Raw genomic sequence first — 18,507 nt, forward strand, 5'->3', positions numbered from 1 at the left:
GATGCCCTGTTTCTCGAAGCGCTTGCGGGCGAGGCCCGCGATCTCCGCGTCCTCGACCGGCAATATCTGGGGCAGCACCTCGACCACGGTCACGTCGGCGCCCATGGTGTGGAAGAATGACGCGAACTCGATGCCGATCGCGCCGGAGCCGACCACCAGCAGCGACTTCGGCATTTTCTCCGGCACCATCGCCTCGAAATAGGTCCAGATCAGCTTCTTGTCGGGCTCGAGCCCCGGCAGCACCCGCGGCCGCGCGCCGGTGGCAAGAATGATGTGCTTGGCCTGATAGGCGCCCTCGCCCAGCGCCCCCTTCGGCGCTTCAACGGCGGATTTTTTCACCGAGACCTTGCCGGGCGCCTCGATCGTAGCTTCGCCCCAGATGATCGTCACCTTGTTCTTCTTCATCAGGAACCCGACGCCGTCGTTGAGGCGTTTCGACACCCCGCGCGAGCGCTTGACCACGGCGCCGGTGTCGAACCCGACCTTCTCGGCCGACAGGCCATAGTCTCCGGCGTGCTGCATGTAGTGATAGATTTCGGCCGACCGCAGCAGCGCCTTGGTCGGGATGCAACCCCAGTTCAGGCAGATGCCGCCGAGATAGGATTTCTCGACAATCGCGGTCTTGTAGCCAAGCTGTGCGGCGCGGATGGCCGTAACGTAGCCGCCGGGGCCGGAACCGATGATGATGATATCGAAGGATGTATCGGCCATGGCGGACTCCGTTCAGCTCAAGCAGTCGTAATGCGGCAGGCGCGGCGTTTCAATGCTGACTAGCTGTGGATGTGGAGGGGATTTTCGCGGGGCTCCGTGCGCCGCAACAGACAGATATGCAGGACCAGCAGGCCGGCAATGGCGGAAGCGACAAAAGCCAGCACGAAAACGCCTGCTGATCGCATCATTGCCTGTGCCAGATGAGGAACCGGGATGCGCTCACACCACCATCATGACCGGATTCTCGATCAGCATCTTGAAGGCGCCGATCAGCTCGGCCCCGAGCGCGCCGTCGACCGCGCGATGATCGCAGGACAAGGTCACGCTCATGATCTGCGCCACCTCGATCTTGCCGTGCCTGACGATGGCGCGCTCCTCGCCGGTGCCGACCGCGAGAATGGTGGCATGTGGCGGATTGATCACGGCGGTGAAATCCTTGATCCCGTACATGCCGAGATTGGACACCGCCGTGGTGCCGCCCTGATATTCCTCGGGCTTGAGCTTGCGGGCGCGGGCGCGGGCCGCGAAATCCTTCATCTCGGCAGAGATCGCCGAGATCGGCTTGGTCTCGGCCTTGCGGATGATCGGCGTGATCAGGCCGCCCGGCATCGCCACAGCAACGCCGACATCGGAATGCTTGTGCTTGAGCATGCCGCCGTCGGTCCAGCTCACATTGGCGTTGGGGATCCGCTGCAACGCGAGCGCCAGCGCCTTGATGACGAAATCGTTGACCGAGAGCTTGTAGGAGGGCTTGCCGTCCTTGTCTTTGGGCGCGGCGGCATTGATCTCCTCGCGAGCCTCGACCAGCTTGCCGATGTTGCAGTCCATCGTCAGGTAAAAATGCGGAACGGTCTGCACCGACGCGGTCAGGCGCTGCGCGATGGTGCGGCGCATGCCGTCATGCGGGATTACTTCATAGCTGCCGGGTTCGTAGAGCGCGAGAATCTGCTTGTCCGACATCGACGGCGCAACAGCGCCCAGGGGCGCAATGCCCGGCGCACCGGCAGGCGTTGCCGCCGGAGCTTTAAGGCCCTTGCCGGACCTGGCCTCGTCGACATCGCGCGCGATGATGCGGCCGTGCGGGCCGGAGCCGTTGATGCGCGCAAGCTCGATGCCGGCTTCCCTGGCGAGGCGGCGCGCCAGCGGGGAAGAGAATGTGCGGGCGTGGCCGTTGGTTTGCGGCGCCGCTTCCTTTTGAGCTTCCCTAGGCTGGGCCGGCGCCGCTGCGGCAGGCGCGGAAGCCTTTGCCGTCGCCGCGCTCTCTTTCGGCGCTTCCGCCCTGGCTTCGGCCTTCGGTGGCGGGCTGGCAGCCCCTGCCCCGGCCGCCTTGATATCCTCGCCATCGCCGGCGAGCACCGCGATCACGTCATTGACCGCGACATCCTGGGTGCCCTCGGGCACCACGATCCTTGCCAGCGTGCCCTCGTCGACCGCCTCGACCTCCATGGTCGCCTTGTCGGTCTCGATTTCCGCGATCACGTCGCCGGACTTGACCTTGTCGCCCTCTTTCTTGAGCCACTTGGCCAGGTTGCCCTTTTCCATCGTCGGCGACAGCGCAGGCATCAGAATGTTTGTTGGCATTGTCAGTGACCTTGTTGCGACCGCGGCGTGGTATTGCCCATGTCGGTCGGCCGCGCGATTTCGGCTTCGAACATGTCGATGATGCGCCTCAGCGCTTCATCCTCGGTGTAGGCACTCTCGCGCGCAAAGGCGCGGGCGGCGTGGCGCGCGATGTCGACCAGAAGCAGGCCCCACATATCCGGCTCCTCGAACGCGCGCGTGAACGCGATGGAAAGTCCGCCATCGACGACGAATGCGCGCAACACTTCCGTGGCGTCATCGCGGCCCATGACATCCGGAGGCAATGGCTGCTCCCTGGGACCGGCCATGGCTCACCGATAACAAACGGCTTTGGCGGCTTCGACCACCTCGGCCACCGAGGGCAATGCGAGCTTTTCGAGGTTCGCGGCATAGGGCATCGGCACGTCCTTGCCCGATACCCGCGCCACCGGCGCGTCGAGATAATCGAAAGCATGCTCCATCAGCTGTGCGGCGATTTCGGCGCCGACGCCGTTTTGCTGCCAGCCTTCCTCCACGGTGACGGCGCGGCCGGTCTTCTTTACGGAGGCAACGATGGTGTCGGTATCCATCGGGCGCAGCGTGCGCAGATCGATCACCTCGGCCTCGATGCCCTCCTTGGCCAATTCGTCGGCGGCCTTCAGCGCGTAGGACATGCCGTTCGACCAGGAGACGATGGTGACATGACCGCCGGCGCGAACGATGCGGGCCTTGCCGATCGGGATGACATAATCGTCGAGCTTCGGCACCGGTCCGGAATGGCCGTACAGCATTTCGTTTTCGAGGAAGATCACCGGGTTGGGATCGCGGATCGCGGCTTTCAGCAGGCCCTTGTAATCGGCGGCCGAAAACGGCGCGATCACCTTGAGGCCGGGAATCTGCGAGTACCAGGCGGAATAATCCTGGCTGTGCTGGGCGGCGACGCGAGCGGCGGCACCGTTGGGTCCCCGGAACACGATCGAGCAGCCCATCTGTCCGCCCGACATGTAGAGTGTCTTGGCCGCGGAGTTGATGATCTGGTCCATCGCCTGCATGGCGAAATTGAAAGTCATAAATTCGACGATCGGCTTGAGGCCGGCCATCGCTGCGCCAACGCCGATGCCGGCAAAGCCATGCTCGGTGATCGGGGTATCGATCACGCGTTTGGCGCCGAATTCCTGCAGCAACCCTTGCGTGACCTTGTAGGCGCCCTGATATTCCGCGACCTCTTCGCCCATCACGAACACATCCGGGTCGCGGCGCATCTCCTCGGCCATCGCGTCGCGCAACGCGTCGCGGATGGTCATCGTCACCATCTCGGTACCGTCCGGGACTTCGGGATCGGGTTGGGCGACGGCTTTCGGGGCTGACGGTGCTGATTTTGCCGGCGCAGACTTGTTGTCGGGCGCAGGCGCGGATTTGGCTTCGGTGGCCGGTGCGGCCTCGGCGGCTTTTTCCTGCTTGGCGGGAGCGCTTGTCTTGCCGGCATCGGAAGCGCTTTCGCCATCGGCGAGGATAGTCGCGATCGGCGTGTTGACTGCAACATCGGCGGTGCCTTCGGGGATCAGGATCTTGCCGAGCGTGCCCTCATCGGTGGCCTCGACCTCCATCGTCGCCTTGTCGGTTTCGATCTCGGCGATGACGTCGCCCGACTTGATCGCCTCGCCTTCCTTTTTCAGCCATTTCGAAAGGTTGCCCTTCTCCATGGTCGGCGACAGCGCGGGCATCAGCACTTGAATTGGCATGGTAGCTCCAAAATACTCTTAAGGGCTGCTTGAGCTCGCGCGCTCAGCGATAGACGTCGGTCCACAATTCGGCTGGATCAGGCTCGGGATCGTGCTGGGCGAAATCGGCGGCGGCGTTGACGATCTCGCGGACCTCGGCATCGATCGCCTTCAGATCCTGTTCGCTCATCTTCGCCGCCAGCAACCGGTTGCGCACCATTTCGATCGGGTCCTGATCGTGGCGAACCTTGTCGACCTCTTCGCGGGTGCGATATTTCGCTGGATCCGACATCGAATGGCCGCGGTAGCGATAGGTCTGCATTTCCAGGATGAACGGCCCGTTGCCGGCGCGACACCATGCCACCGCCTTGTCGCCGGCGGCCTTCACCGCACGGACGTCCATGCCGTCGACCTGTTCGCCTGGAATGTTGAACGAGATGCCGCGCTTGGAGAAATCGGTCTGTGCGGACGAGCGCGTCACCGAGGTACCCATCGCATAGCGATTGTTCTCGATGATGTAGATCACCGGGAGCTTCCACAGCTCCGCCATGTTGAAGCTTTCATAGACCTGGCCCTGGTTCGAGGCGCCGTCGCCGAAATAGGCCAGGCTGACGAAATCATTGCCGCGATAGCGATTGGCAAAGGCAAGCCCGGTGCCGAGCGAGACCTGCGCGCCGACGATGCCGTGGCCGCCGAAGAAATTCCGCTCCTTGCTGAACATATGCATGGAGCCGCCCTTGCCTTTGGAATAGCCGCCATGGCGTCCGGTCAACTCGGCCATCACGCCCTTGGCTTCCATGCCGGTGGCCAGCATGTGACCGTGGTCGCGGTATCCGGTTATGACCTGGTCGCCCTTCTTCAGGGCCATCTGCATGCCGACGACGATAGCTTCCTGGCCGATGTAGAGATGGCAGAAGCCGCCGATCGCGCCCATGCCGTAGAGCTGGCCGGCCTTTTCCTCGAATCGGCGGATCAGCAGCATATGACGCAGTGCGCTAAGTTCTTGATCTCGGGTAAATTCCGGTGGGCTGCCTGCCTCCTGCGCCGCCTCCTGGCTCGTTTCTTTAGCGACGCTTTTTTTCGGTGCGGCCATGGCAAATCCGGATCAGGGAAAGGAGTGCCCTATCTAACCCAACTCAAACCGCCATGAAAGGATTGCGTGCGCTCGCGAAAATTTCGCTATGCCGCAGTGCAATGCCTGCGACATTTTCGAGATCGAATTCACGGGTTTTTGAAATTTGACGATTAGTTCGGATTGACGGTCGGACCAGCCGTCTGAACCAGATCGTGCGGATTGGCGTAGTCGAGCTGGTAGCGTGCACGCTCGTCGAGCATGTCGGGGTCGACCCGGTCGGACCGCAGCAGCGAAACGCGCTGCTCGCCCTCGGCACGCTCCCGCTTCAGCCGCGCCAGTTCGGAGGTCAGCGCGATGATCTCCTGATCGAGCTCCTGCCGCGCATTGAGGCCATACTTGCCGGTATAGGCATTGACGCCGAAATAACCGACCATCGCGGTCGCCATCGTGTAGAGGGCGAACCCCGTCAGCCAGGATTTGAGTCGCGCGCGCGAGACCATCGCTGAAGGATGCGACGGTCCGGTTAACGGAATCCTAAGTCCGGCCCTGCGGGCGGGCTTGGGATGCGGTCCTCTGCTGCGGCCTTTTGCTAAAGGTTGTGCTTTTTGACGAAGGCCGCGTAGGCGTCGATATATTGCTTGAGCACGGTCTTCAGGGAATCCTTGATCAGTTCGCCCTTGTCGTCGAAGGCGTCGCCGACGCCGTTCAGGTAGATTTCCGGCTGCCCCATGATCACGCCGGAAATGCCCGGCAGGATGTTCTGCAAGGATTTGGCAGCGTTGACGCCACCGAGCGGCCCCGGCGAGTTGCTGACGATGCCGATCGGCTTTTCGAGAAACGAGCTCTTGCCGTAGGGGCGCGATCCGACATCGATGGCGTTCTTCAGCACGCCGGGGATCGCACGGTTGTACTCCGGGGTGATGAAGAGAACGCCTTCCGACTTCTGAATCTTTTCGCGGAGGGCCAGCCAATCGGCCGGGGGAGTTGCTTCGAGATCCTGATTGAAAAACGACACGTCGTGCAGGGTGACGATGTTGAGCTTCAAGGTGTCGGGCGCAAGCTTGGCCAGCGCGTTCGCGATCTTGAGGGTGAAGCTCTGTTTGCGGAGGCTGCCGACAATAACGGCGATGGGATGCGGAGTGGCCATGGGATTTCCTTATAATGCGGGCTGTGGACTGGATCTCACCCTAGCGATCCCGGCGAAAGATGCAAGTGCATGGATTGCCGCAATTCGGCGCAGTCTGCGTCGACGACCAGGCAGGCCGCCCGGTAAGGACGGCCTGCCTTCGCCGAACGTAGCGCCCGGCGTCGCGATTACCTGATGAGTTGCCAGAAGATTCCGACAATCGCCACATAACCCAGCGTGAAGATCACCGTCCTCACGAAGGGGATGCCGAGCAGGTACACGACGGCATGGGCGAGCCGCAGCCAGAAGTAGGCCATCGCCCAGAACGCCGTCATGTCGTTGGCCTTGCCGGCGAGATGCGCCACGATCACCAGCGCCGCAAACGGCGCAAAGGTCTCGACCGCGTTGATATAGGCTCTGTCGGCACGCTTGCCCCACAGCGGCAGTGGCCGCTGCGTGGGATCGCGATAGTTCGCCGGCTGCAGCCTTCCGTTGGTCTTTACCTGTGCGACCACGTAAGGAATCCACAGCGATGCCGTAAGTATGGCGGTAAAGGCGAGATATTTAAGGTCCGTCGACATTGAATTTCCCCCTTCGTAAAAAATGATTTCAATAACCCCTGTAGCTCGAACCGTCAGACTGGGACCCGCGCGGCTCTTTCGTCAGTCCGCAGGGCTCCGCAATCATCCGGCCTTGTTCGGATCGATCAGGAATTTTTCGCCGGTCGCGCGCTTGGCGTAGACCGCGATGTTTTGCAATTGCAGCGCGTCCTGCAGCGATACCACCCGGGTGTAGTGGCTCGCGAACGTGGTCTTCAGTTCGGAGGCGACGCGCGCGCGCAGCTTCAGCACGTCCGGGCCGATCTTTTGCAGAAATGGAGTCAGCAGCCAGCCGCCGACGCCCCAGGCCATTCCGAACGCCCGGTTCAGCTCCAGAGGACGCGGATCGAGGCTGCCATAGATATAGACCTGCTTGTGCACGCTCGATCCGTAGCGGCTGTAGACTTTTGCGGTCTTGTTGGCGGCCACTTCCATGCAGGTGAGGATTTGTCCCGCGAGCTTGCCGCCGCCGATGGCATCGAATGCCAGCGTCGCGCCGGTCTCGACCAGCGCGTTGGTCAAATCGTCCATGAATGTGGGTGCGGTGGAATCGACGACATGTTTGGCGCCGATCTTGTGCAGGATGTCGGCCTGCTGCGGACTACGGACGATATTGACGAGGCCGATGCCGTCCTTGAGACAGATCTTGTTGAGCATCTGGCCGAGGTTCGACGCTGCCGCGGTATGCACCAGCGCCTTGTGGCCTTCCCGCCGCATGGTTTCGGTCATGCCGAGTGCGGTCAGCGGATTGACGAACCAGGAGGCGCCGTCGGCAGGCGTGGTGCCGGCCGGCAGCACCAGGCAATCCCTCGCCTTGATGGTGCGATACTGCGCGTACATCGCGCCGCCGATCATGGCCACCGTCTTGCCCATCAGCGCCTTTGCTTCGTCGGATGATCCAGTCTTGATCACCACGCCGGCGCCCTCGTTGCCGACCGGCAGCGATTCATCGAGCCGTCCCGCCATCGCTTTCATCGCCGCTTCCGGCACAGTTGCGGTGACCACGGGGCTGTCCTTCGTGCCCGACATTTTGGCGGTCGTCATGTCAGCGGCGCCGACCAGCAGTCCAAGGTCGGACGGATTGATCGGCGAAGCCTCGACCCGAACCACGACGTCATCGGGCCCCGGTTCGGGCGTGGCAACATTTGCCAGCGATATCTCGAGTTGGCCGCTCTTGCTGATCAGCGAGCGAAGTTGCAGCCCACTATTGCCGTTTGCCGTTGCCATCCAGACCTCCCAATCGATTGCAGTTTGGGTGCAGTCTTTCACGTCGATCGGAAAACACCAGCCTTCTTCGGTCGCCCAAACCAAATGTCGGATAGGTCCGGCACGCCCGAATATTTCAGAACCAGTGTTTTTTAACCCAGTGCCTTCAGCGCCGCCCTGCCGGCATATTTCGCCTGGGTCCCCAGTTCCTGCTCGATGCGCAGCAACTGATTGTATTTGGCGGTACGGTCGGAGCGCGCCAGCGATCCCGTCTTGATCTGTCCGCAATTGGTCGCGACCGCGAGGTCGGCGATGGTGGAATCCTCGGTCTCGCCGGAACGGTGCGACATCACGGCGGTGTAGCCGGCCTTGTAGGCCATCTCGACCGCGCTCAGCGTCTCCGTCAGGGTGCCGATCTGGTTGACCTTGACCAGGATCGAGTTGGCGCGGCCGTGTTTGATGCCGTCGGCGAGCCGCGTCACGTTGGTGACGAACAGGTCGTCGCCGACCAACTGGCATTTCTTGCCAATCAGGTCGGTCAATTCCTTCCAGCCGGCCATGTCGTCCTCGGACATGCCGTCTTCGATGGAGACGATCGGATAGCGCGCCGCAAGGTCGGCAAGATACCTCGCCTGCTCGGAACCCGAGCGCGTCTTGTTCTCGCCGCCATAGACGTAATTGCCGTCCTTGAAGAATTCTGTGGCTGCGCAATCCAGCGCCAGCATCACGTCGCCGCCGGCCTTGTAGCCGGCCTTGCCGATCGCAGCCATGACGAACTCGAGGGCGGCGTCCGCCGACGGCAGGTTCGGCGCAAAGCCGCCCTCGTCGCCGACATTGGTGTTGTGGCCGGCCTTCTTCAACTCACCCCGCAAGGTGTGGAAGATTTCCGAGCCGCAGCGCAGCGCCTCGGCAAAAGTCGTGGCGCCGACCGGCATGATCATGAATTCCTGAAAGTCGATCGGATTGTCGGCATGCACGCCGCCATTGATGATGTTCATCATCGGCACCGGCAGCGTCCTTGCCGAGGTACCGCCGACATAACGATAGAGCGGCATGTCGCTGGATTCCGCGGCGGCCTTGGCGCAGGCGAGCGAGACGCCGAGAATGGCGTTGGCGCCGAGACGGCTCTTGTTGGGGGTGCCATCCAGATCGATCATGGTTTGATCGATCTGGACCTGCTGCTCGGCATCCATGCCGCCGATCGCATCGAAGATCTCGCCGTTGACGGCGTCGACGGCCTTGCGCACGCCCTTGCCGAAATAGCGCGCCTTGTCGCCGTCGCGCAGTTCCACCGCTTCATGCGCGCCGGTGGAGGCGCCCGATGGCACTGCGGCGCGACCCAATGAGCCGTCTTCCAGCACCACATCGGCTTCCACCGTGGGATTGCCGCGGCTGTCGAGAATCTCGCGGCCGATGATATTGACGATGGCGGTCATGGGAGCCTCTGAATGTGCGGGAAACGGACCTTTGCAGGGTTTCTATAGCAACACCTCATCAGGGAAAAGGTCGCGTGACCTCGGCGGTCCGATTGGCTAATAAACCGGCAGCGCATGGTCCGCCAAAGTGTAGGCGGTTTGGCGATCAGATCATGCGGCTTTCTGTGGTTTGGAGCGCGATCGGACGCAAAACCGGATTCCACTTTTGCTGATCGCGCTCTATGGAGATCACTCATGCCGAAATCCACTCGAACCTCGTCACAATCTTCCGGCCTGCAACTTGGGCGCGCCGTGGAATGGCCCGCCTCGCCCGACGCGGCGCAAATCGACCGCGTGCCCAATCCGCAAAAGAACACCGATTATGTGGTGCGGTTCACCGCACCCGAATTCACTTCGCTGTGTCCGGTCACGGGACAGCCGGATTTCGCGCATCTGGTGATCGATTACGTGCCGGGCCAGTGGCTGCTGGAGTCGAAATCCCTCAAACTCTATGTCGCCAGCTTCCGAAATCACGGCGCCTTCCATGAGGACTGCACGGTGGCGATCGGCAAGAGGATAGCGGACGAGATCAAGCCGAAATGGCTGCGGATCGGCGGCTACTGGTATCCGCGCGGCGGCATTCCGATCGACGTGTTCTGGCAAACCGGCAGACTGCCGAAAGGCATGTGGATTCCCGATCAGGGCGTCGCGCCTTATCGCGGGCGAGGCTGATCTCGATCGCGACCTGCCTCAGTATGCGCTGAGCAGATCGACCTTGGCGTTGGCAACAATCAGACGCTTGGCCAGAAGCGCGGAAAGATTGCGCATGACTTTCAGCGCGATCTGGGGATGAAGCCGGCAATAGTCGGTGAAGGTATCGAGCGGCAGTTCCAGGCATTCGACCGCGGTATCGGCCCAGACGTCGGCACTGCGCAGTGGCTCCAGTATCGCCATCTCGCCGAATTCCATGCCGGGCCCGAGCGAAGCCAGCCGAACGCCGCTCGGCAGCTTGACGCTAACCAGCCCCCTCTGCAGGAAGAACAGCGAGTTGGCGGACTCGCCGGCCCGGATGATCCGCTGCCCCGATTCATAGGCGCGCGCGGCCGAAAGCCCGGCCAATGCGGCAATCTCATCGGCGGATAATTCCGCCAGCAGAGCCTGCTCGCCGAGGTGGGATGTTTCCTTGACCGGGGTGAAACCGCCGTGCCGATAGATGACCTGGTCCTCGGCCCATTCAATGGCGTCGTCGAGCAGGACGAAGCGTCGCAGTCGTTGCACTTCCGCGGTCCGCGCCCGGATCGCCTCCGACACCGGCGAGGTTGCCTCAAAGCCCGTCAGGATCGCGGTGACACCGAGGTTGCCGAGGATTGCGAGGTTTTCCCCAAGCAGGCGTGCCCCCGCGGCGGTAATGTCGGGCACGCGGCGGAAATCCAGCAGCAGGAGCGGCGCGTTCGGCGGCTCGTTGGCGAGCCTGCGCGTGACGTAGTCGATCGCCGCGAAGTTGAGCGCGCCGACCAGCTCGATCACGCGGACGTCGCTGTGGTGCTCGTCAAGAATCTGCTGTTCGTGCGGCTGACGGCTGCGGCGGGAAGAGATGCCGAAAATATCATAGTCGGCGATAATGCAGGTGCGGACATCGGCGCTCCGGTTGAGCATGTGCAGATCGAACCGTGCCGACAACGCCTCGCAGACTTTCAGCCCGCGCACGCTGTTGCCATGGCTGTCGAGGCAGGGCGAGAAGGTGCCGAGCCCGAGTTGCGACGGAAGCGCTGCGACGATGCCGCCACCGACGCCGCTCTTGGCGGGAATGCCGACGCGATAGATCCATTCGCCGGCGTAGTCATACATGCCCGAACTCGTCATCACCGAAAGCGTGCTGGCAACGACGTGCGGTGTGATCACCTGAACTCCGGTGACCGGATTGATCCCCCGGTTGGCCAGCGTCGCCGCCATGACCGCCAGATCGCGAGCGGTGACCAGCACGGCGCATTGCCGGAAATAGGTATCCAGCACGGCGTCGACATCGCCGAGCACCACCGAATAGTTCCGCAGCAGCCAGGCGATCGCCCGGTTCCGGTTACCGGTGATAACTTCGGAAGCATGCACGGCATCGTCGACGGCAAGTTCGCGCCCCGCGAACTGGCTGAGCTTGGCCAGGATGCGGTCAAAGGCACCGGCGCCGTCGACCTGATGGATCAGTCCGGAACATGCGATCGCCCCGGCATTGACCATGGGGTTGAAGGGACGATTGTCGTTGGTGAGCCGGATCGAATTGAACGCCTCACCGCTGGGTTCGACGCCGATTGCCGCAGCCACCCGCTCTTCGCCCACCATCTCCAGCGCGAGCGCAAACACGAAAGCCTTGGAAACCGACTGAATGGTGAAGGGAACGGCACTGTTGCCGATTTCATAGACATGGCCGTCGATGGTGACGAGAGCGATCCCGAAATGGGCCGGGTTGGCCTTTTTCAGTTCGGGAATATAGTCAGCGACCGCACCGGAATCGTCGCCCCTGAATTCCTGGTAGCAACTGTTCAGAAATCGCTGCAGCGGAGGTTGGTTGGCATATCCTGTATTCCTGGTCTTGATGCTGGCCGGAAGAGCTACTTGGGCGTCCACGATTCCTCCCCTCGTTTGATCGAAAACTAAGCAATCCCCGTGCCATTGATACCGCTCTGGCTCGGTGCGTCATCCTGCCGCGATCAGGGCTGAACATCAGGCCGGGCGCCCGCATCCGCCGGTCGCGTCTGATGCAACAGCCGCGCGCAGACAAAGCCCAGTACAACGATGATGCCGGCGCTCGTGAGCAGGGTCTGGATCTTGCCGACGTTGAGCAGGCCAAACCCGTAGGCGATCGGTCCCACGGTCTGGCCCATGAAAAAGAAGAACGAATGCAGCGACAGTGCGGTGGCGCGGGCTTCCACCGATAGTTCGCTGGCAAAGACCTGCAGCGAGCCGTGGATCATGTAAAAGCCCCAGCCCATCAGGATGAAGTTAAGGGCCTGGAGCTGCCAGCGCGGGCCGAAGGCGATCAGGGCGAGTTGCAAGCCCATCAGCATCGCGCCCGAAATCATCATGCCGTTGACGCCAAGCCGCGGCAGGAAGCGCGACACGGTCGAGGTGTAGAACAGCCCTCCGACGGCGAAGCCCGCGATCACCAGGCCGCTGATGGAAAGGCTGGTGACGCCCTGCTCGAACAGAAACGACGCGACATAGGGAAACAGGCCGAGCACGCAGCAGCCTTCGACAAATACCGCGGCGTAGCAGACCTTGGCGTTCGGATTGGCGAAGATGGTGCGGTAGCCGTGCCGCAGCACCGAAAGATTGACTTTTGCAGTCGGACGCTTCAGCGCGCCGCCGCGAAACCCGATGAAGACGGCGACCGAGGCCACCAGCGCCAGCGAGCCGAGCACGCCCAGCACGCCGCGCCAGCCGAGGAAATCGCCGATCAGCCCCGACAGCGAGGCTCCAAGCAAATTGCCGGTCATCGAACCCGCCAGCGTGCGGCCGATCGCGACCTGCCGCTTCTCCGGCCCGACCAGATCGCTGGTGAGGCCAAGCGAGATCGGAAATACCCCGCCGGCGCCGATCCCGGCCAGAATCCGGGTGACGAACAACAGCGAAAACGACGATGACAGCGCGCCGAGAATATTGGCGACGCCAAGCAGCACCAGGCAGACGATGACAAGCCGGGCCTTGCCGAACAAATCCGCCGCCGCCCCCAGCACCGGCTGGATGATGGCGAAGGTAAAGGCGAACACCGAGGCAAATCCCGCCGCGGTGGCGATGCTGACATTGAAATCGCTGGCGACGTGCGGCAGCACCGGATCGAGCGCGCGCGCCGACAGGCTCGCCGCGAATGTCGTCAGCGCGATGATATTGAGGACCGGCGGCAGTCCGGTTTGCGGCATTAACGCGTCGCGCCCTTGGCGAGCCGGTCGAACGCCATCAGCGTCCGCACCAGACTTTCAAATTCGCGTAGCGGCACCATGTTGGGACCATCCGAGGGCGCATGGTCGGGATCGGGATGGGTTTCGATGAAAACGCCGGCGACGCCGACCGCGACCGCGGCGCGCGCCAGCACCGGCACGAATTCGCGCTCGCCGCCGGATGAGGTGCCCTGACCGCCCGGCTGCTGCACCGAATGGGTGGCGTCGAAAATGACGGGAGCACCGGTGGTGCGCGCCAGGATCGGCAGCGCCCGCATGTCCGACACCAGCGTGTTGTAGCCGAACGATGCGCCGCGCTCGGTGACCAGCACGTTGGGATTGCCGGCGCCGGTGATCTTGGCGACGACGTTCGCCATGTCCCACGGCGCCAGGAACTGCCCTTTCTTGACGTTGATCACCTTGCCGGTCGCAGCCGCCGCCTGCAACAGGTCGGTCTGCCGGCACAGGAAGGCCGGAATCTGCAGGACATCGACCGCCTGCGCCACTTCGGCGCATTGCGCGGCCTCGTGCACGTCGGTGAGCACGGGCATTGCCAGCGAGGCGCGGATCTCGGCAAAGATCGGCAGCGCCTGCTTCAGCCCGATGCCGCGCGCAGCCGACACGCTGGTGCGGTTGGCCTTGTCGAACGAGGTCTTGTAGACAAGGCCGATCTTCAGGCGCGCCGCGATTTCCTTCAGCGCCGATGCGACTTCAAGCGCGTGGGCGCGGCTCTCCAGCTGGCACGGTCCGGCGATGATCGAAATCGGCAAGCGGTTGCCGAATTTGACATGGCCGGCGGTGACGACGGGTGCTGCTGAAATACTGGCGTTCAAGGTTTTTTCCTTATTTCGGGCCGGACCATGCCGGGCAGCGGCGGCAGGATCAACCCACTTTCACGGTCTCGAATATCAGGGTTGCGCCATGGGCGACATCCGGCGGCACAATGAGCCTTCCGACATCACGGCGCGAAACAATGCCGTTTTGCCGATGCAGTGCTTCGGCTTGCGCGATGTCGTCGACCGCCAGGCGCAGCGCGTTGAGCGTCATCCCCTCCCCGCGCACCATGGGCGAGACGCCGAACTGGTCGCGAAACGACACCGGCTCCATGATCTCGACATCGCCATTTTCGGTCCGCGCCTTGACGCCGATCGAACTCGAATGCAGGTCGCTCGCACCCGTGAAGGCTTTCAGGAAGATGTGATGGTCGCTCGGATTTTCCGCGACCATCGCAACGCCGGGCACGGCTCGCGCGCCGTTGGCATGGGCCTGGAACGGCGGGTCCCAGAAATTTTCCGGGAAATGATGCTGGCACACCGCAAAGCCCAGGTTCGGCGAGGCCGGATCGCGGACGAACGCTAGCGAGAATGCCAGCTTCACGGGCCTGCCGTCGGGCCGTTCCCCTTCGCGGGCGAAATCGAACAGCCTGAAACCGCCGATCCCGGCGGCCTCGAAAGCGCGCGCATCCTCGTTCGTGTCGCGGCTGTTGAGGATCAGCATCGAGAAACCTTCGCTTGAAGCGAGAAAGTCGCGGTTGAAGGCGCCGAATGAAAACGACCCCTCGCCGTGCGGCACGATTTTTTCGGGCTCGGCGACCTCCAGGATTTCGATGAAACAATTCTGCAACTGAACAATGCGGTTGTGGGTGCCCCAGGCATGGCGGTTGCGCGCGCCGACGGTGAACCCGGCGCGGCGATAAAACTCCGCCGCCGCGTCGAGATCGCGGACGGCGTGCACGATGTGGTCGAGACCGTGAGGCAATGGGCGAGGCCTTGCGCCTTAGGCAGTGGTCACTTCACCGAAGAGAATGAAGTCGGCACCAGCAACTGGCTGACGATATTGCCGACGATCTGGCCGTCTTCCTCGGTTTTTGCCCGGGCCGCGATCCAGTCGGGGTCGCTCTGGAACGCGGTCCATTTCTTCTCGCGATCGGCGAGCGATTCCCACGCCAGCATGTAGGTCAGTTCCTGGTTGGATTCGCCGATCAGCGTGGTGAAGAACCCGGCCTGCTTGATGCCGTGCTTCTCCCACAGTTTCAGCGTGACGGTGTCGAAGCGTTTCAATAGCGCCGGCAACCGGCCCGGCACGCAGCGATAGACACGCAACTCCAAAATCATGATTTCCTCCCATTAATAATCTTGCGGAGGCGTTATAGCGGGTGGGATGGAGGCTGTCTTGACCCGATCGAGCACGCCTTGCGGCATGAAGCGCATGGCTTTCTGTTCCGGACGAACAGCCGCGTTTACACCAGTCTCGACTGCACCATCGAGCACGCCTTGCGGCATGAAGCGCATGGCTTTCTGTTCCGGACGAACAGCCGCGTTTACACCAGTCTCGACTGCACCACTGCGGCCTGAACGAACGACGCAAACAACGGATGCGGCTCGAACGGACGCGATTTCAACTCGGGATGGTATTGCACCCCGATGAACCAGGGATGATCCTCGTATTCGACGATCTCCGGCAGCACGCCATCCGGCGACAGGCCTGAAAACCGCAAGCCGTGCTGCTCGAGCCGGTCCTTGTAGGCGGTGTTGACCTCGTAGCGGTGGCGGTGACGTTCCGAAATTTCGGTGGCGCCGCCATAGACCTCCGATACCCGGCTGCCGCGCTTGAGCACCGCCGGGTAGGCGCCAAGACGCATGGTGCCGCCGAGATTGCCCGACTTTGAGCGCTTCTCGAGTTCATTGCCGCGCAGCCATTCGGTCATCAGGCCGACCACCGGTTCGGGGGTCGGGCCGAACTCCGTGGAATTCGCTTGCTCGATGCCGACGAGATTGCGCGCGGCCTCGATCACCGCCATCTGCATGCCAAAGCAGATGCCGAAATAGGGCACGTCGCGCTCGCGTGCGAACTGCGCCGCGCGGATCTTGCCCTCCGCGCCGCGCTGGCCGAAGCCGCCGGGCACCAGGATGCCGTTGACGTGTTCGAGGAACGGCGCGGGATCCTCGTTCTCGAACACTTCGCTTTCGATCCAGTCAAGATTGACCTTGACCTTGTTGGCGATACCGCCATGCGACAAGGCCTCGATCAGCGATTTGTAGGCGTCCTTCATGCCGGTATATTTGCCGACGATCGCAATGGTCACCGCGCCCTCGGGATTGCGCACCCGCTCGTTGATGAGGTGCCAGTTCTGCAGCGCCGGCGGCAGTCTTGGCTCGATGCCGAATGCCGCCAGCACCTCGTCGTCGAGGCCGGCGGCGTGATAGGCCTCGGGCACCGCATAGATGTTGTCGACGTCGCGGGCTTCGATGACGGCGCTTTCGCGCACGTTGCAGAACAGGCCGAGCTTGCGTCGCTCATCCTTGGGGATCGCCCGATCGGTACGGCACAGCAGGATGTCGGGCTGGATGCCGATCGAACGCAACTCCTTGACCGAATGCTGGGTCGGTTTTGTCTTTAGTTCGCCGGCGCTGGGAATAAACGGCAACAGCGTCAGGTGAATGTAGATGGCGTGGTCGCGCGGCAGATCGTTCTTGATCTGGCGGATCGCCTCAAAGAACGGCAGGCCCTCGATATCACCGACGGTGCCGCCGATCTCGCACAACACGAAGTCGAACGCATCATTGCTGTCGAGGATGAAATCCTTGATGGCGTTGGTGACGTGCGGGATCACCTGGATGGTGGCGCCGAGATAATCGCCGCGCCGCTCCTTGGTGAGAATGTCCTGGTAGATGCGCCCCGTGGTGATGTTGTCGGCCTTGGTGGCCGGGCGTCCGGTGAAGCGCTCGTAATGGCCGAGATCAAGGTCGGTCTCGGCGCCGTCGTCGGTCACGAACACTTCGCCGTGCTGGTACGGCGACATCGTTCCGGGGTCGAGGTTGAGATAGGGATCGAGCTTGCGCAGCCGGACCTTGTAGCCTCGCGCCTGCAACAGGGCGCCGAGCGCCGCTGAAGCCAGACCTTTTCCGAGCGAGGAGACCACGCCGCCGGTGATGAAGATATACCGCGCCATGGGACCTAACCTTTAAGCCTACCTGCGCGATTCGCCAAAACGAATCGCCAACCCCAGCAAACATTCCGTTGGGCTGTGGGTGACGTTAAATCTAAAGATATATCAGCATGTTGATGGCGATTTCCGATGCAGGGCGGTAGCTGTCGTCCTGCATGGCCATCCCGCTTTATTGCGAACGCGGCGCCTCGGGGCCCGTCGGCGCGGCCGGGGCCTGTTGCTGCTGCAGCTCGTCGGACTTCTTCAGCGAATCCAGAATGCCGCCGCTGGTCGGCGGGGCGATCGGGGTTGCCCCTCCCGCCGGCCGCGACTGCGAGGCCGGATTGGCATCGATGATCGAACTCGGCTTGCGGTCGTAGCTGGCCAGCCAGGACAACAGCAGGCTGGTCAGGAAGAAGCCGCCCGCCAGAATCGCCGTGGTGCGCGTCAAAAGATTGGCAGTGCCCCGGCTCGACATGAAGCCCGCGCCGCCGCCGACGCCAAGGCCGCCGCCTTCGGACTTCTGCAGCAGCACCGTTGCGATCAGGGTCGCGACGATCATCAGGTGGACCACGATAACGACAGTCTGCATCTCTACCTTCCATCACAACCCAAGGCGCCGATGTCCGGCGGGCTCGTTTGGGTTTGCGGGGTTTGAAGTCGCGCGGTGTTACACGATCGGACGGGGCATTGTCACCCCCGAACGGCCGGTGAAGAACCGTCCATTCCGGCATTCCAGCTAGTTAGGGACAGCCCGCCGCAATCGCAAGAAAGTCCGATGCTTTCAGGCTGGCGCCCCCGACCAGCGCACCGTTGACGTTCGCCACGGCCATCAATTCCGCGGCATTGGAGGGTTTCACCGAACCGCCGTAGAGAATGCGGATCCTGGCCCCCTCACCGCCGAAACGCACGATCAAAGAATCCCGGATAAACTGATGAATTTGCTCAACATCTCCGGCAGTCGGCGTGAGGCCGGTGCCGATCGCCCAGACCGGCTCATAGGCCACCACCAGATTGCCGGCGCCGGCCGCATCCGGCAGCGATCCCTTGAGCTGTCCGCCGCAAATGCCGAGCGTTTGCCCGGCATCGCGCTGCTGCTGGGTCTCGCCGATGCAGACGATGGCGGTGAGGCCGGCGCGCCAGGCGGCTTCGGCTTTTTGTCGAACCAGCAGGTCACTTTCGCCGTGATCGGCGCGCCGCTCGGAATGGCCGACAATGCCGGCGCCAGCGCCGTCAT

General features: G+C 62.7%; 21 protein-coding genes. 1 reads left to right on the forward strand and 20 read right to left on the reverse strand.

Going from position 1 to position 18,507, the window contains the following annotated elements:
- The 11 genes from E7813_RS09415 to eno form a co-directional block, all read right to left on the reverse strand.
- On the reverse strand, positions 1-711 hold a 711-nt coding region (locus E7813_RS09415; RefSeq protein ID WP_291573114.1), incomplete at its 3' end, for an FAD-dependent oxidoreductase.
- Positions 712-770: 59 nt separating this feature from the next.
- Positions 771-899 carry a hypothetical protein gene (locus tag E7813_RS09420; protein WP_291573116.1) on the reverse strand — a complete coding sequence of 43 codons (129 nt, stop codon included), beginning with the start codon at positions 897-899 and terminating at the stop codon, positions 771-773.
- A 31-nt stretch (positions 900-930) separates the two neighbouring features.
- The gene (locus E7813_RS09425) at positions 931-2,292 is read right to left on the reverse strand and encodes a pyruvate dehydrogenase complex dihydrolipoamide acetyltransferase (protein ID WP_291573118.1); all 1,362 of its coding nucleotides are present in this window, start codon (positions 2,290-2,292) and stop codon (positions 931-933) included.
- Positions 2,293-2,294: 2 nt separating this feature from the next.
- Positions 2,295-2,600 (reverse strand): DUF5076 domain-containing protein, encoded by a 306-nt coding sequence (locus tag E7813_RS09430; RefSeq protein ID WP_291573120.1) that lies wholly within the window; start codon positions 2,598-2,600, stop codon positions 2,295-2,297.
- A gap of 3 nt (positions 2,601-2,603) precedes the next feature.
- Positions 2,604-4,013: a pyruvate dehydrogenase complex E1 component subunit beta gene (locus E7813_RS09435; RefSeq protein ID WP_291573122.1), complete on the reverse strand. Its 1,410-nt coding sequence runs from the start codon at positions 4,011-4,013 to the stop codon at positions 2,604-2,606.
- 43 nt (positions 4,014-4,056) lie between these two features.
- The gene (gene pdhA / locus E7813_RS09440; protein WP_291573124.1) at positions 4,057-5,085 is read right to left on the reverse strand and encodes a pyruvate dehydrogenase (acetyl-transferring) E1 component subunit alpha; all 1,029 of its coding nucleotides are present in this window, start codon (positions 5,083-5,085) and stop codon (positions 4,057-4,059) included.
- A 152-nt stretch (positions 5,086-5,237) separates the two neighbouring features.
- Complete coding sequence (locus E7813_RS09445; RefSeq protein ID WP_291573125.1) at positions 5,238-5,567, reverse strand: septum formation initiator family protein; 330 nt, start codon at positions 5,565-5,567, stop codon at positions 5,238-5,240.
- 89 nt (positions 5,568-5,656) lie between these two features.
- A complete protein-coding gene (locus E7813_RS09450) occupies positions 5,657-6,214 on the reverse strand; it encodes an NAD(P)H-dependent oxidoreductase (protein WP_291573127.1) in 558 nt (185 codons plus the stop codon).
- A gap of 167 nt (positions 6,215-6,381) precedes the next feature.
- Complete coding sequence (locus E7813_RS09455) at positions 6,382-6,774, reverse strand: MAPEG family protein (RefSeq protein WP_291573129.1); 393 nt, start codon at positions 6,772-6,774, stop codon at positions 6,382-6,384.
- Between the two features lie 102 nt (positions 6,775-6,876).
- Positions 6,877-8,019, reverse strand: a complete 1,143-nt coding sequence (locus E7813_RS09460) for a zinc-binding dehydrogenase (RefSeq protein ID WP_291573130.1) — start codon at positions 8,017-8,019, stop codon at positions 6,877-6,879.
- Between the two features lie 131 nt (positions 8,020-8,150).
- Complete coding sequence (gene eno, locus E7813_RS09465) at positions 8,151-9,434, reverse strand: phosphopyruvate hydratase (protein ID WP_291573132.1); 1,284 nt, start codon at positions 9,432-9,434, stop codon at positions 8,151-8,153.
- Between the two features lie 234 nt (positions 9,435-9,668).
- Here eno and queF point away from each other — a divergent pair, with 234 nt between their 5' ends.
- Positions 9,669-10,145 carry a preQ(1) synthase gene (gene queF, locus E7813_RS09470; protein ID WP_291573134.1) on the forward strand — a complete coding sequence of 159 codons (477 nt, stop codon included), beginning with the start codon at positions 9,669-9,671 and terminating at the stop codon, positions 10,143-10,145.
- Positions 10,146-10,163: 18 nt separating this feature from the next.
- On the opposite strand, the gene glsA is transcribed toward queF, so the two are convergent.
- The 9 genes from glsA to E7813_RS09515 form a co-directional block, all read right to left on the reverse strand.
- The gene (glsA, locus tag E7813_RS09475) at positions 10,164-12,032 is read right to left on the reverse strand and encodes a glutaminase A (protein ID WP_291573136.1); all 1,869 of its coding nucleotides are present in this window, start codon (positions 12,030-12,032) and stop codon (positions 10,164-10,166) included.
- Between the two features lie 83 nt (positions 12,033-12,115).
- Positions 12,116-13,324 (reverse strand): MFS transporter, encoded by a 1,209-nt coding sequence (locus tag E7813_RS09480; protein ID WP_291573138.1) that lies wholly within the window; start codon positions 13,322-13,324, stop codon positions 12,116-12,118.
- Complete coding sequence (gene kdsA, locus E7813_RS09485; protein ID WP_291573140.1) at positions 13,324-14,175, reverse strand: 3-deoxy-8-phosphooctulonate synthase; 852 nt, start codon at positions 14,173-14,175, stop codon at positions 13,324-13,326. The genes E7813_RS09480 and kdsA overlap by 1 nt, the downstream gene beginning before the upstream one ends.
- 49 nt (positions 14,176-14,224) lie before the next feature.
- Positions 14,225-15,100: a VOC family protein gene (locus E7813_RS09490; RefSeq protein WP_291573142.1), complete on the reverse strand. Its 876-nt coding sequence runs from the start codon at positions 15,098-15,100 to the stop codon at positions 14,225-14,227.
- A gap of 29 nt (positions 15,101-15,129) precedes the next feature.
- A complete protein-coding gene (locus tag E7813_RS09495; RefSeq protein WP_291573144.1) occupies positions 15,130-15,456 on the reverse strand; it encodes an NIPSNAP family protein in 327 nt (108 codons plus the stop codon).
- 12 nt (positions 15,457-15,468) lie between these two features.
- Positions 15,469-15,633, reverse strand: a complete 165-nt coding sequence (locus E7813_RS09500; protein WP_291573146.1) for a hypothetical protein — start codon at positions 15,631-15,633, stop codon at positions 15,469-15,471.
- A 29-nt stretch (positions 15,634-15,662) separates the two neighbouring features.
- A complete protein-coding gene (locus E7813_RS09505) occupies positions 15,663-17,294 on the reverse strand; it encodes a CTP synthase (RefSeq protein ID WP_291573148.1) in 1,632 nt (543 codons plus the stop codon).
- 166 nt (positions 17,295-17,460) lie between these two features.
- Entirely contained in the window at positions 17,461-17,862 is a 402-nt protein-coding gene (gene secG / locus E7813_RS09510) for a preprotein translocase subunit SecG (RefSeq protein ID WP_291573152.1), read from the reverse strand.
- Positions 17,863-18,013: 151 nt separating this feature from the next.
- On the reverse strand, positions 18,014-18,507 hold a 494-nt coding region (locus E7813_RS09515; protein WP_291573154.1), incomplete at its 5' end, for a triose-phosphate isomerase.

Source organism: Bradyrhizobium sp., from assembly GCF_004799405.1.
Taxonomy (GTDB): Bacteria; Pseudomonadota; Alphaproteobacteria; order Rhizobiales; family Xanthobacteraceae; genus Bradyrhizobium.

Bases quoted from the DNA above. Each gene is read 5' to 3' on its own strand.
- E7813_RS09455 (WP_291573129.1), bottom strand. From the start codon at position 6,774: ATGTCGACGGACCTTAAATATCTCGCCTTTACCGCCATACTTACGGCA.
- E7813_RS09430 (WP_291573120.1), bottom strand. From the start codon at position 2,600: ATGGCCGGTCCCAGGGAGCAGCCATTGCCTCCGGATGTCATGGGCCGC.
- E7813_RS09500 (WP_291573146.1), bottom strand. From the start codon at position 15,633: ATGCGCTTCATGCCGCAAGGCGTGCTCGATGGTGCAGTCGAGACTGGT.
- E7813_RS09450 (WP_291573127.1), bottom strand. From the start codon at position 6,214: ATGGCCACTCCGCATCCCATCGCCGTTATTGTCGGCAGCCTCCGCAAA.
- secG (WP_291573152.1), bottom strand. From the start codon at position 17,862: ATGCAGACTGTCGTTATCGTGGTCCACCTGATGATCGTCGCGACCCTG.
- E7813_RS09505 (WP_291573148.1), bottom strand. From the start codon at position 17,294: ATGGCGCGGTATATCTTCATCACCGGCGGCGTGGTCTCCTCGCTCGGA.
- E7813_RS09460 (WP_291573130.1), bottom strand. From the start codon at position 8,019: ATGGCAACGGCAAACGGCAATAGTGGGCTGCAACTTCGCTCGCTGATC.
- E7813_RS09445 (WP_291573125.1), bottom strand. From the start codon at position 5,567: ATGGTCTCGCGCGCGCGACTCAAATCCTGGCTGACGGGGTTCGCCCTC.
- queF (WP_291573134.1), top strand. From the start codon at position 9,669: ATGCCGAAATCCACTCGAACCTCGTCACAATCTTCCGGCCTGCAACTT.
- eno (WP_291573132.1), bottom strand. From the start codon at position 9,434: ATGACCGCCATCGTCAATATCATCGGCCGCGAGATTCTCGACAGCCGC.
- pdhA (WP_291573124.1), bottom strand. From the start codon at position 5,085: ATGGCCGCACCGAAAAAAAGCGTCGCTAAAGAAACGAGCCAGGAGGCG.
- E7813_RS09420 (WP_291573116.1), bottom strand. From the start codon at position 899: ATGATGCGATCAGCAGGCGTTTTCGTGCTGGCTTTTGTCGCTTCCGCC.
- E7813_RS09480 (WP_291573138.1), bottom strand. From the start codon at position 13,324: ATGCCGCAAACCGGACTGCCGCCGGTCCTCAATATCATCGCGCTGACG.
- E7813_RS09435 (WP_291573122.1), bottom strand. From the start codon at position 4,013: ATGCCAATTCAAGTGCTGATGCCCGCGCTGTCGCCGACCATGGAGAAG.
- E7813_RS09495 (WP_291573144.1), bottom strand. From the start codon at position 15,456: ATGATTTTGGAGTTGCGTGTCTATCGCTGCGTGCCGGGCCGGTTGCCG.
- E7813_RS09425 (WP_291573118.1), bottom strand. From the start codon at position 2,292: ATGCCAACAAACATTCTGATGCCTGCGCTGTCGCCGACGATGGAAAAG.